Below are 13307 nucleotides of genomic sequence, written 5' to 3' on the forward strand. Positions count from 1 at the left end.
TTTTGCGTGCATTTTACGATTTTTTACGTATATATATTTATAGAATAATTAATTGGAGGCTACTATGCGCTTTTTACATACCGCCGATTGGCATATTGGCAAGACACTTAACAATTTTAGCTTATTAGAAGACCAGCAAGCGATGTTTAAGCAAATTGAACAAGTGGCAAAAGAAAACAAGGTAGATGCGATTGTGGTTGCCGGTGATCTTTATGATCGTAGTATTCCTAATGAAGCGGCTGTTAAAACCTTAAATAAGATGCTGCAAGAGTTGAATTTATGCGATCATTTTCCATTGCTAGCGATTAGTGGTAACCACGATTCCGCCACCCGTTTAAGTACTGGGCAAGATTGGTTTGCTTATCAATCATTTTATTTGAATACCAGCTTAGCAGGGGCCTTTAATCCGCTTACGATTAAGGATACCCAGTTTTTCTTATTGCCGTTTTTTGGGATTCAAGAGGTTCGTAATTATTTTGATGATGATTCTATTAAAAATGTCAATGATGCGATGAAAAAGATTACGACTGAAATGACCAAATACTTTGCCCCTAACAAGACGCATGTTTTAGTTGCCCATTTTTTTGCTGCGGGGAGTAAGCGGACGGCAGATTCGGAAACCCTAGTTGAAGTCGGGGGATTGAGCGCGGTTGCAACAGATACGTTAGCACCGTTTGATTATGTTGCGCTTGGCCATCTACATAACCGCCGGGCGTTAAATAATGAAAAAATAAAATATAGCGGTTCGCCAATGAAATTTTCCGTGTCTGAAGCCAAGCAAGAGAAGGGTGTTTGGATTGTTGATACAGCGCCGTTCAGTGTCAAATGGGTACCACTCAAGCCGGTTCATGACATTCATTTATTAAAAGGTAATTTTGCTGAATTAATTGCTGATGCGTCTAACTATCCCAATGAAGATTTTTATGACATTGAATTAACAAATAAAGAGCGAATTCCAGATGTGTTAAACAAACTGCGGGAATATTATCCACGAATAGTTAGCCTTCATCGAACTCACCAGGCCCAGCAGGCGCAGTTTAATTTTGACAAAAAAAGGGTTCAAGAATCACCATTGGATTTATTAGCTGAGTTTTATTCTCAAACAATGGGGAGTGAGATGACGAGTGAACAGCGAGCGTGGGCAGAAAAAGCACTAACCGAAGTCATGAAAGGGGAAAATTAAATGCGTCCATTAAACATCGAGCTCCAATACTTTGGTCCCTATGAACATGAAACGATCGATTTTACTCAATTTCGTAAGCAATCACTTTTTTTAGTCGCTGGTAATACCGGTGCGGGGAAAACCACAATTTTTGATGCGATGTGTTATGCACTCTTTGGTCAAACGACGAATGATCGCGACCGTTCAGCAACGGCCCTTCGCTCTGATTTTGCGCCAGCCGATCGGGAAACATTTGTTAAATTTACGTTTGTTCATCAAAATATAACATACCAAATTATGCGTCGCCCGAAACAAGTATTAAGGGGGCGCCAGGGTAATCTGGTTGAGCATAATCAGGCGGTAGATTTAATTTATCCGCTTGATAACCAAGACCCCAATGAAATAACAAAAATCAGGGAAGCGGATACTTTTATTACCGATCTTTTGAATTTAACCCGTGACCAATTTAAGCAAATTGTTCTTTTACCCCAAGGAAAATTTCGACAGTTCCTTGATTCTGACAGTAATACAAAGGAAGCACTTCTCCGTGATCTGTTTAATACGGCACAATATGAGCAGTGGACACAGCGGTTAAAAGAAGGGCTACGTGACCGTAAAAAAGAATTAGGCGATCAGCAGACAAAAGTACAATCACTTAAAGAAACAATTAACGCGGTAGATTCTCAGTTACCGGTTAGTGAGTGGCTAAAAGCCGCCACTGAGGTGCTTGATACATTAACAAGTAAATTACAGGGATTAAGGGAGCAAGAAGCAAAACAGCAAGAATTAGTAAGTCAGCTAGATAATAAGCTTCATACTCAGCAAGAGTTGACCGCAAACTTGACGGCATTAAAAGAAACTGAAAGTGCAATCACAAAGTTAGCCGCTAAAAAAGAAGAAATAAGTAAAGATAAAGCTGAATTAACCGCAATTGAGTGGTACCAAAATCAACGTCCTGATTACCAGCGTTGGCAAGATGGTGAAAATAATTTACAAACATTAAAACAAGAGCTTGCTGAGCTAACACAAACGCTTGCTCACCACCGGCAAATGTATCACACGGTAAATGATGAATATCAGCAGCTTAAGGATCGGCAGTCGTCAATCGATCATATCCAAGAGAAAGCGATGGACTTAAGAAAACAGCTGCCTTTGTTTGCAAAACGTGATTCTTTAACTAAAAAAATAGGAGAATTGCAAGAGTCCTTGACCAACAAAAAGACTATTCAAGCAGGAAATCATACTAATATGACTGCCTGGCAACAACGATTAGCCGAATTAACAGTTAAGATTAACCAGAATGCGGACTTAGCTACCCGTCGCGTTGACCTTGTGAAAAGGCAAAATGAACAAGAAAAGTTAATGCAGACAGGGGATGCTTTAGTCGAGTTACTTAACAAGGTTACTAAAGATAAAGCTTATCAGCAGGAATTGACGGTTGCATTAAAGGAAGCTCAGTCGATAGCAAACTCTGCTGATAATCATTTAGTAGAATTAAATGACATGTTTGCCCGTCACCAGATTGCCTTGTTAGCGCAAAAGTTAAAGCCGGGGAGCCCGTGTCCGGTTTGTGGTGCGGTTGATCATCCCTGTCCTGCTCATCTTCAGGATAGTACGAAGATTGTAAGTGAAGAAGAGGTAAAAACAGCTACCGCAAAGGCTCAAGCTAATCATGCTAACGTTACTCGTATCCAAGAACAATTAAAGCAAGTTACTAACCGGATAACAGAACTTACAACGCAAATTGATGCAAGTAAGGAAAAAGTTGCCCAGTTAATGGGGGAAACTAAGCTTACCGAGGATTGGCAACAGCAAATCTCTTCACGTGCCGAACAACTTTTGCAAAGTGCAAAGAGAATAGCGCAGATAGAAAAAGATGTCCAAAAATGGCAAAAAGAAAGCGACGAGTTGCAACATTTAATCACAACAAAGCAGGATGAATTTAGCCAATTTGATGAGCAAATAGCTCAGTTAAATCAACAGTTAGTTACCCAAAGAGCAATTTTGGCGGAGAATGAGGAGTCCCTACCACAAAATATTGCTGATGAGCAAGCAGCTACTGATCAAATTAACGCTTATAAAGAAGAAGTTGATCAGTATAACCAAAATATGGCTACTCTCCAAGAAAAACTACAAACGGCTAAACAAAATATTGCGATTACCCACAGCCACTTAGATCAAACCAATAAAGATATTACCAACCAGCAAGAAGAGCAAGCTCATCGACACGATCATTTGGAAAAGACATTAACTGAATATAATGGTGACTTTACATGGGAATTTTGGCAGAAGGCAGAAAAGATGCTTCCGCAATTAGTACTATTACGGGACAAGGTTACAGAATATGAGCGACAAGTTCGTGACAATCAGCAAGAGCAGCAACGGCTGATTAAATTAATAAACGGTCAAGTAACTCCAAATATTAAGGCAACAAAGGATGAGCTTGCGGCTGCCAAGCAACAAGTAAGTCAATACCAGCAAGAAATCGGTCAAGTAACAGCTAATGCCCGTCAGCTTCAAACAACGACTGAAAAAGTAACGAACTTGCTTGCTAAGACTAATGATTTAGATAAAAAGATTAATGAATTACAGACATTGACCGATGTTGTCAGTGGTAACACCGAAAATCATGTAAGCCTTGAGAGATATGTTTTACAAGCATATTTCCAAGATGTCTTAATAGCAGCTAATGTGCAATTAGCCCGGCTAACTAACGGACGTTATCAATTTGAGCTTTCCACCGAAAATCATGGTGCGGGTACAAAATGGAGTGGTTTAGAAGTAAATGTTTATGATGATAATGCTGGAAGAACTCGTAGTGCTCGAACCCTTTCCGGGGGTGAGAGTTTCATGGCATCATTGGCCCTAGCATTAGCTCTTTGTCAGATTATTCAGGAGCAAAATGGTGGTATTAATATTGATGCCTTATTTATCGATGAAGGATTTGGATCATTGGATCAGCAGGCGCTAACAGATGCATTGCATGCGTTACAGGAATTAGAAGGTCACCGGATGATCGGGATTATTAGTCATGTTACTGAATTAGAAGAGCAAATTCCTGACCAGCTTATTGTAAATTCAATTAATGGACGAAGTAGGGTTTCATACCAGCACGAAATCTAATTTATTTAAATTAAAAAGTGCGAAAGACAACTTTATACGTATATATATTAATAGGAGGGTGATTCAATAATCTTTTTTCTCACTACATTATTCACTCTCGGCTTCCTTTTAAGGATAGGATCACCTCCTATTTTACGTCGGAGATAGCAGCTTGCTCGGTTATCTTTGTCTAAAGAGGGTTCAAATATTCAAAAAACTTGGGTATTTGAACTCTTTTCTTTTATGTCTGAGTTTACTTTTTAGTTAATAATTATATCAGCTAAGCCAACTTTAAAATGTTAATCTGGCAGCGATGTATACCCTTACAATAGTGGCTTTATTACTATAAAAATAAAGTAATAACCATGATAAAATTTAAACGGATTTTTAAGCCATTATCCATTCTTAATCGCGGAGGAGTTATTTCACATGAAGCATAATGGTTCAAAGTATACTTTACTATTGGGAACAACGCTATTGGGACTATATTTTCAGGCAAGTGGTGTCCACGCAGCGACTACCGATTCAGTAACTAACAATCAGCAATCGGTTAACGGTAATGTAACACCAATGGTCCAAACGAATAAGGATGAGGCAAGTACGCCACAAACAACCACTGATTGGTCTGATCCAGCAAAGTATCAGCAAGATATTCCAGTGCAAATTTTAGGTATAAATGATTTACATGGTGGCCTCGAAACGACTGGATCAGCAACAATTGGCAATAAAACATATAATAATACAGGTACTGCTGCTCGTTTAGCAGGTCATCTTGATGCGGCCGAAGAAAGTTTTAAAGCTGCCAACCCGACTGGGACAACAATTCGTGTTGAAGCGGGTGACATGGTTGGTGCTTCACCGGCGAACTCAGCTCTTCTACAAGACGAGTCAACGATGCACGCATTAAAGGCGATGGACTTTAAAGTAGGAACGTTAGGTAATCACGAGTTCGATGAAGGCTTAGCAGAATATATGCGGATTGTTAATGGCGGACAACCGACTAAACAATATAATGAAGCAGAAATGGTATATCCGCATGTTAACTCTGGTATTAATATCATTACTGCTAACGTGGTGCAAAAGTCTGATGGACAGATTCCTTTTGGGATGCAGCCGTATTTAATCAAGGAAATCCATACTAGTGATGGTAAAGTGGCGAAAATTGGTTTTATTGGAATCGAAACGACTTCACTACCAATCTTAACCTTATATGATAACTACAAGGATTATGACGTTCTCGATGAAGCGACAACTATTGCTAAATATGATAAGATTTTACGGAATAAGGGCGTAAACGCGATTGTTGTGTTAGCACATACTGGAGTAGCAACGGATAAAGATGGTAATACAAAGGGAAACGCGGTTGATATCATTAAGAAGTTGTACCAAATTGATCCCGAAAATTCAGTTGACCTTTATGTGGCTGGACATTCACACCAATACGCTAATGCAACGGTTGGTAGCGTTAAACTAGTGCAAGCGATTTATACTGGTAAAGCATATGATGATGTTATTGGTTACATTGATCCATCGACTAATGATTTTGCAAAAAATAGTATAGTATCACATGTCTTTCCAGTATTATCTGCTGAAGATGCACCCAATGTTAAAACCGATGCCAATGTAACAGCGATTGTCCAAGATGCTGACCGTCGAGTAGCACCAATTATTAATAAAAAGATTGGTGAAGCTGCTAAAGCTGGAGACATTCTTGGTCGTCTTCACAATACGCCAACGCGGGAAAATGCGGCTGGTGAGTTGGTAGTTGATGGTCAACTGTATGCAGCTAAAAAGGCCGGGCTGCCAGCTGACTTTGCAATGACAAATACCGGTGGTGTTCGGGCTGACCTTCACGTTAATGAGGACCGCTCAATTACATGGGGAAGTGCTCAGGCTGTTCAACCATTCGGTAATATCTTACGAGTAGTTCAAATGACTGGCTCACAAATCGTTGATGCGCTTAATCAACAATATGATGAAGATCAAGCATATTACCTGCAAGTTGCTGGCCTTCATTATACTTATACTGATCAAAACGATCCTAACCAACCATATAAAGTTGTTAAGGTATACGATCAAAATAACCAGCCGCTTGATTTGAATAAGAATTATAATGTTGTTATTAATGATTTCCTTGCTGGTGGCGGGGATGGCTTCTCTGCCTTTAAAAATACTAAAGTAGTCGGTATTATTGGTCAGGATACGGATGCATTTATTAACTATATTACTGATATGACTAATGAAGGAAAGTTAATTACTGCTCCGGTAATGAACCGGAAGATTTACATGACCGCCGAACAATTAGTAAGTGAAGATGCCGTTAATTCTTCAGTTGATAATAACCAAGACGCAACTCTAGTTACCGGCACAACTAATAAAGAAATGGATCAACCGACAACGCCAACCGTGGTATTACCAACAACAGCTGGTCAACCAGCGAAGGTAATCCAATTAACCACTCAAACGGTCGCTAAAGCAAACGCTAATCGTGCTGACGTAAATAGTCAATTTGTTAATCTCACCCCAATGATGCTTGATAAGGCTAGTGTGACCCACCAGACCACCGATGACAGTAAGCAAGCAATGTTACCACAAACTGGTGATGACGATGACCTTACTTGGCTTCTTCTTGGTACCTCACTTATGAGTGCAATTGGTTTAACCATTATTAATCGCAAACGGAAACAAGCATAGCAAAGTAGTCCAGAATATTAGTCCATTCTGGGCTATTTTTATTTAATCGTTATGATTATGGGTGACGTTGAGGAAATCTAAAATTTTCATTATCCTAAAGAGGGAATATAATAGTCACGATTACTGTACATGAAAGTAATGAGGAGCGATATTAATGCAAAAAGTAAGGGTTTATACGCAAAAGTTTTGTCCAGCTTGTACTAAAACACAAAAAATGTTAAGCGCCCAAAAGATTAAGTATGAGCTTATTGACCTTACAGCTGATTCCACAGCAATTGAAGCATTCGCACGATTAGGTTATTATCGTTTTCCAATTGTCCTTGTTGATGACGGTTGCGATGTCACTGGATGGACGGGCTTTCAACCACAACTTATAAGTAAATTAAAATAGCAGATGTTTTTATCACAAAAGAGCAGGTAGATAATCTTTTGTTTGGTATTGAACGCGCTTTCATGTTTATGTACAATATAGGTGCTGCTGAAATGTTTTATAGGAATTGGGGAATAATTGATGAAAATAAAGAAATTAACGGCAATGTGTGCGACGTTAGCAGGATTACTTCTTGGTAGCTCAGCAATGGCAGTTGTTCCAGCAACTACTAGTGCAGCATCTAACGATAAGCAGGTGACGATTTACCTTACTCGTCACGGTGAAACAACGGGGAATGTGATGCAACGTGTTCAAGGATCAAGTGATTTTCCGCTAACAAAAAACGGGATTACAGTTGCTAATGATCTTGGTTATGGTCTAAAAGGAATAAAATTTAAGCATGCATATACGGGAAACCTAACCCGGCAAGAGGTAACTGCTAAGCAAGCGTTAAAATATTCTGCTAATCCAGATACTAAGATTACGACAACGCCACTACTAAGAGAAGGTGGCTATGGTAGCTTTGAAGGAGATAGCATTGATGCTGATAACCAAAAGATTGCTAATGTGTATGGTTATCAGGATGGCAAGCAATTCCAACAAGCAACCGGTAAAGACTATTGGAATAAACTGCAAGATGCTTACCACAAGCTTGATATGGATAACTCCCAAAATACTAAACTAGCTAAGAGCGACCGTGCAGAGAGTTCGGCTCAAGTTCAAAAACGAATGAATTCCGAATTACTCCATATTGCAAAGACAACTCAAAAGCAAGGTGGCGGTAATGTTCTGGTTGTTAGTTCAGGGATGTCAATTAATGAATACCTATCAACAATCTCTAAAAAATATGATGGTAAACCAATGCAAAATGCAGCAGTGACAAAGCTGGTATATAAAAATGGTAAGCTTCATGTCGACGGCCAAATTGGAACCCTCCATTATGTAAACAAGGGTAAGAAGATTGCGGCAAACAAATAAGTAGTTAAATTTCAGCAGCAAAAATTTTAGGTGCAATTATAAAACGATTATTTAGGACTCTTCGATTGGTAGGTCGAGGGGCCTTTTTGTATAGTAATAATTTGTTATACTGATTAAGGTATTCCAAAAATAAGCGAGGAGAGTAACGTGGTAATTAAATTAACACCCACCCAAAGGACAAATTTACCAGCTGAGTATGCGTTTTACACCTATCCGATTAAGGGTGACTTTACTAACATCTTAAATCATTCGATAGTGGGGAGTTATATGTTTTGGCAGTCAGCTGATCAAAGTCGTACTTACCTAGGTGTGGAACCATTAAAATGTTTGGTTGGAAAATCAAGTGCTCAAGTTAAGAATTTTCAGAGTCAATTTAAGCGGCGATTAATTAACTTAACTCCTTCGATTGATGGGCAGCCGGTTTTATTAGGCGGCTTTCCCTTTGATTTTCATGGCCGAACGGAACATCTTTGGGGTGATTTAGAAAAGGGCTATTTTATCCTTCCGCAAATTCTTTTTTGGCAACATAAGCAAAATTCTTATGTTACATTACTTGTTCGCACGGTTGGGGATGTAGAGGCCAAATTGAATCATCTTGCAACACAGGCAGCAAATCTTTTACAAGAAAGAATAGAAAAAAGGGTCAGCCTTCCGCCGTTATTAACGCATGAGCTTGCTCTTCCGCAATGGATGCAACTAGTTAATGATAGTGTTGCAGCAATTAAAAGCCAAAAATTGAAAAAGGTTGTTTTAGCTCGTCAACTCGAGTTATTCACAACGGGGATGTTTAATCCAACTCAGATTTTACGTCGACTAATGAATCAGCAGCCTAATACATACCACTTTCTATTATCGAATGGTGATTGTGCATTTATTGGTGCGACGCCCGAACGATTATTAAAGGCAACTAAGAATAGTTTTCAAACGGCAAGCGTTGCGGGATCAATTGCGCGTGGTAAAACACCGATTGCTGATTATCGACTAGGTCAACAATTATTAAATGATCATAAAAACGAATATGAACACCAAGTTGTGGCTAAGCGAATTGCCAGAACAATGGCTGAATTTACTGATAATTTGACAATTGGTCAACGCCAGTTACTTAAAAATAGGGATATTCAACATATTTACCATCCCTTTACTGGTCAACGAAAAAGGGGAGTAAAATTGTTGGATGTTTTAAAAGCTCTCCACCCAACACCAGCATTGGGAGGTGAACCGCGCTCAGCTGCAATGAAATGGTTAGCAGAAAAGGAACCTGCAGGCAGAGGATTATACGGTGGACCAATCGGCTGGTTAGGATTAGTAGAAGATCAAGGTGAATTTGCTGTGGGCTTGCGTTCGGGAATTTTCAAGAAAAATAAAGGGTTACTTTATGCTGGTTGTGGAATCGTTGCAGAATCGCAGGCAGAAAAAGAACGTAATGAAACAAGTTTGAAATTTCAACCGATGTTACGAGGTGTAAATGACAAATGGACAACCAAAGAACTTTAACAAAGTATTTATTATCATTCATCGAAGGACTAAAACAAGGCGGAATCAAAAGAGCGGTGATTAGTTCTGGATCGCGCTCAACCCCGCTCTCCTTATTGGTTAATCGTGATCCTAGCATTCAATCGTATATTGATATTGATGAACGATCAGCCGGTTTCTTTGCTTTAGGATTGGTGAAGGCAACTGGTGAACCAGTGGCTTTAATCTGTACTTCAGGAAGTGCAGCTGCTAACTACTTTCCCGCAATTTGTGAAGCTGAGGCGACAAACCAGCCCTTGATAGTTTTGACAACTGATCGGCCGGCAGAGTTACAAGGAGTTGGCGCACCACAGGCAATGAACCAACAATATTTATACGGTAGTCATGTAAAGCTTTCAGTGGAATTGGCATTACCAGAAGATAATTCGACGATGTTGGACTATAGTAGCTGGGAAGGATTTAGTATGGTATCACGAGCACAAGTAATACCTAAAGGCCCTGTTCATATTAATATTCCGCTTCGTGAACCGTTACTGCCTGACCTAAACCTTCCCCGACCAGCTAAAGCTCCTACAAAAGTTTTGCCTGGCGAACGCGTGACGGATTTATCGTCTTTGCTACCATTATTCCAACAAAATGGGCTTATTATTGTTGGTGAGGAACGTACTCCACAGGAAGCGCAACAATTGCTGACATTGGCGGCAAAGCTTCGGTGGCCAATTATTGGTGATCCGTTAACTAATTTAGCCACGGTGCAATCCAAATCACAAAACTACCTTCACCAGGCTGATCTTATTTTTCAAGGTCACTTATCGACTCCCCAAGTAGTTCTACGCTTTGGTCGTTTACCAGTAACTAAACCAGTTACCCAGTGGTTAGCTAAACAGCATGTTTCAACAATTTTAGTTGAAGAAGGCCATCAATTTAAAGATCAGTTACACCGAAGTAACTATCTCTTAGACATGACAGTAAATGAATTTAAAAAATGTTTTGATAAGCTTGTATTTACGCCAACTTCACCCGCATGGTTATTGCGGTGGCAGCGAAGACAAGGCTTAGCTGAGACAATTTTACAAACAAATAAAGATTTGCAAAAGTTCAATCATTCGGGAGTGGTTAACCAGTTACTCAGTCATCTTCATGATCAAGAGCTTTTTGTTGCAAATAGTAATGCTATTCGTTTGGTGGACCGTCTCACTTTGTCATCAGCGCAAAATGTCCGCGTTTATGGAAACCGTGGCGTAAATGGGATTGATGGATTAAATTCTACGATGGCAGGAATTGTTGCTGCTAGTGGACATCCGTTAACATTGTTAATTGGTGACCTCGCCTTTTTCCATGATTTGACGGGGTTAGAAATGATTCGACGATATGATTTACCAGTTACTATTATTCTTTTAAATAATAACGGTGGTGGCATCTTCTCATTCTTGGCACAAAGCAGTTTACCATCGACTGATTTTGCAACGGTTTTTAAGACACCACAAGATCTTGATTATGAATATGTTGCAAAACTATATGGATTTGATTATCATCGGCCAACGAAATATTCAGAATTTAATTCTTTATTAAATCAACCTGGTCATCATATTATTGAAGTTTCAGATAGTCAGGACTGTCCAGTAACCATTTGGCATCAATTAGTAAATGCGTATCAACAGAAGAGTAGTGAGATCAATGACTGAAGTAAAATATCATTACCAGTGGTTAAATGGATTTAACTCAAATCGGCCAACGATTGTTTGTTTACATGGCTTTACTGGAACCTTAAAAACGTTTGATGGTCTTTTTCCTAATGAAAAATATAATTTTTTAGGAATCGATTTAATCGGTCACGGACAGACTAGTGTCTATGTTCATCCAATTTATTATCGAATGGAGAATGTTGTTAGCAAATTGCAAGAGTTGATGCAGCTTCTCCAAATTAAGAACTATTATTTACTTGGATATTCGATGGGTGGACGCGTTGCATTAGCATGGGCAGTCAATGATCCTCATGTGCAAGGATTAATATTAGAGAGTGCCCGTCCGGGAATAGCAGATAAACACGATCGCCAAAAACGCCGGCAAAAGGATAATGACCTTGCAGGCAAAATATTGGTACAACCATTGGAAGAATTTGTTAATTATTGGGAAAACATTCCATTGTTCGCTAGTCAAAAACAACTACCGTTAGAAATTCGCCAGCAGATTAGACGGCAACGAATGGGACAGCAAAAATATGGCTTAGCAATGAGTTTGATGATGATGGGAACTGGACAGCAAGAGAGCTATTGGAAATATCTGCCACAGAATATTCCAGTACTATTAATTGTCGGTGAGTTAGATTTTAAGTTTCAAAAGATTGCTCAAGAGATGAAATTAATGGCACCGCAAATGACAATTTCAGTTTTGCCCAGTGGTCATTGTGTTCATATTGAAGTTCCTTCATCTTTCTCCAGCCTTGTTATTAAATGGCTTGATAATAATCTTTAGACGGAAAATTTGTAATTTATGCTTTTGATGAGTTATTAATGACTATGGTAGACTAAATATGTTAAGTCATATATTGCTAAAAGTATTTATATGGAGTATGAAAGTATGAAGGAAAAACATAAAAGCAACAAGCAAAGTCATCATTTAGGATTAATATTATTTTTAATCTTATTGGTTATTTTATTAGGTGTCTTAGCAGTGAATTATAAGCACTTTGCCAGTAAACAGCTAAATCCAGTACAAACAACTCAGCCAAAGAAGCCAGTGAAGTCCTCAAAAGAAAAAGAATTACTTATAGGAGCATATCGTGATGATCAAGATGGGGCTGCCGTGGTATTTAATGAAAATGGAACCGGCCGTTACGTTTATGCTGATAAGAAAAATTCAGATACAAATGATGCGTTGACTTGGCGTAAGGATGGCGACCGTTACTTAATTACTTTAAAAGATAAAGACGTAACGAATCCATTAATTGCTACTCTTGATAAGGATAGGCTGATTATTTCTGGTAGTAATGGGTGGAATACAGAAACTTTTCAGCGGACAACTAGAAGCTTAGATCTTCAAGATTTCCTAAATAATATGCATACTAAGTAGTATCAGTGGTTATATATAGGCATTATTTGAAGAAGATATTGAAGTACATTCTTGAATTATCAAGGGTGTACTTTTTTGATCTTGATTGATGCTTTGTTTAAATATTTTTATTAAAAAAGTGTTGACGGGGGAGGAAAAGCACGGTATAGTAGTTATCGTTGTCAAAGCAGTTAAGCGCTGCTGAGATGGATTAACAAAAAAGTTAAAAATAATTGTTGACATTGAATTGACAACATGATATATTAATAAAGTTGCTGATTGAGTTATCAATCAAAAGGAATTCTAAATTAATTAAAATTTCTTCTTGACAAGTTAAATCAACATATGATATAATAACCATGTTGATTGGCTGCTTGATTAGCCAATAGGTAGACCTTTGAAAACTGAACAAAGTTTCGACGAATCAAATGTGTAGGGTCTTCAATCACGATGTGATTTGAAGCAAAACATTTGCGA

Annotated in this window: 9 protein-coding genes; all 9 read left to right on the forward strand. The window is 38.7% G+C overall.

Annotated elements, in window-relative coordinates; translation table 11 throughout:
- The first annotated feature begins 64 nt into the window (after positions 1-64).
- Positions 65-1183: an exonuclease SbcCD subunit D gene (locus H5S39_RS02735; protein WP_182596389.1), complete on the forward strand. Its 1119-nt coding sequence runs from the start codon at positions 65-67 to the stop codon at positions 1181-1183.
- The gene (locus H5S39_RS02740; RefSeq protein ID WP_182596388.1) at positions 1184-4285 is read left to right on the forward strand and encodes an AAA family ATPase; all 3102 of its coding nucleotides are present in this window, start codon (positions 1184-1186) and stop codon (positions 4283-4285) included.
- Positions 4286-4693: 408 nt separating this feature from the next.
- Positions 4694-6958: a bifunctional metallophosphatase/5'-nucleotidase gene (locus H5S39_RS02745; protein WP_182596387.1), complete on the forward strand. Its 2265-nt coding sequence runs from the start codon at positions 4694-4696 to the stop codon at positions 6956-6958.
- A 154-nt stretch (positions 6959-7112) separates the two neighbouring features.
- Complete coding sequence (locus tag H5S39_RS02750; protein ID WP_182596386.1) at positions 7113-7349, forward strand: glutaredoxin family protein; 237 nt, start codon at positions 7113-7115, stop codon at positions 7347-7349.
- A 120-nt stretch (positions 7350-7469) separates the two neighbouring features.
- Positions 7470-8306 (forward strand): histidine phosphatase family protein, encoded by an 837-nt coding sequence (locus tag H5S39_RS02755; protein ID WP_182596385.1) that lies wholly within the window; start codon positions 7470-7472, stop codon positions 8304-8306.
- Between the two features lie 147 nt (positions 8307-8453).
- Positions 8454-9800, forward strand: coding sequence for an isochorismate synthase (locus H5S39_RS02760; protein ID WP_231832870.1), 1347 nt, complete (start codon positions 8454-8456; stop codon positions 9798-9800).
- Positions 9779-11464: a 2-succinyl-5-enolpyruvyl-6-hydroxy-3-cyclohexene-1-carboxylic-acid synthase gene (gene menD / locus H5S39_RS02765; RefSeq protein ID WP_182596384.1), complete on the forward strand. Its 1686-nt coding sequence runs from the start codon at positions 9779-9781 to the stop codon at positions 11462-11464. Before H5S39_RS02760 ends, menD begins: the two co-directional genes overlap by 22 nt.
- Complete coding sequence (gene menH, locus H5S39_RS02770; protein WP_182596383.1) at positions 11457-12254, forward strand: 2-succinyl-6-hydroxy-2,4-cyclohexadiene-1-carboxylate synthase; 798 nt, start codon at positions 11457-11459, stop codon at positions 12252-12254. The genes menD and menH overlap by 8 nt, the downstream gene beginning before the upstream one ends.
- 105 nt (positions 12255-12359) lie before the next feature.
- Positions 12360-12851, forward strand: coding sequence for a lipocalin/fatty acid-binding family protein (locus H5S39_RS02775; RefSeq protein WP_182596382.1), 492 nt, complete (start codon positions 12360-12362; stop codon positions 12849-12851).
- Positions 12852-13307: the final 456 nt, after the last annotated feature.

Origin of the sequence: Limosilactobacillus rudii, assembly GCF_014145455.1 — a bacterium.
Classification (GTDB): Bacteria; Bacillota; Bacilli; order Lactobacillales; family Lactobacillaceae; genus Limosilactobacillus; species Limosilactobacillus rudii.